Source organism: Vibrio sp. YT-19(2023) (assembly GCF_033337395.1).
Genome location: NZ_JAWOQN010001066.1, coordinates 1 through 532, shown reverse-complemented (window position 1 = coordinate 532; position 532 = coordinate 1). Strand labels below are relative to the sequence as shown.

1 protein-coding gene is annotated in these 532 nt (G+C 46.1%); it reads right to left on the bottom strand.

What is annotated here, in order from left to right:
* On the bottom strand, positions 1 to 532 hold a 532-nt coding region (locus R7E78_RS30070; protein ID WP_318059132.1), incomplete at both ends, for a BCCT family transporter.

Below are 532 nucleotides of genomic sequence, written 5' to 3'. Positions count from 1 at the left end.
GGTACGTAAACCTTTCACCAAACTCACGCACATCAACAGCAGAACAAAGGTAAATGGCAAGCCGGTCGCAACCACACCAGACTGTAGCGCTTGTAAGGCTTCTTTACCGCCAACCCAAAGCATAACAGCGGCAATTGAACCCTCGATACACGCCCAAAAGATTCGCTGTGGAACGGGAGCATCAATCTTACCGCCCGCAGTGATACTGTCGATAACCAATGAACCGGAGTCAGATGAGGTGATAAAGAACACCAAAATCAAAACAATCGACAGAATAGAAATCACTGAGCTGTATGGTAATACATCGTAAACATGGAATAGTGTCAGTGAAATATCCGTTAAACCATTCGCACCCAATTCACCAACTTTGTTCACGACCTGATCAAGCGCAATACCACCAAATACTGACATCCAAACCAATGTTACCAACGTCGGAATCACGATGACTGCGAACAAAAATTCTCGAACGGTGCGGCCTTTCGATACGCGAGCGATAAACATACCCACAAACGGAGACCAAGATACCCACCAA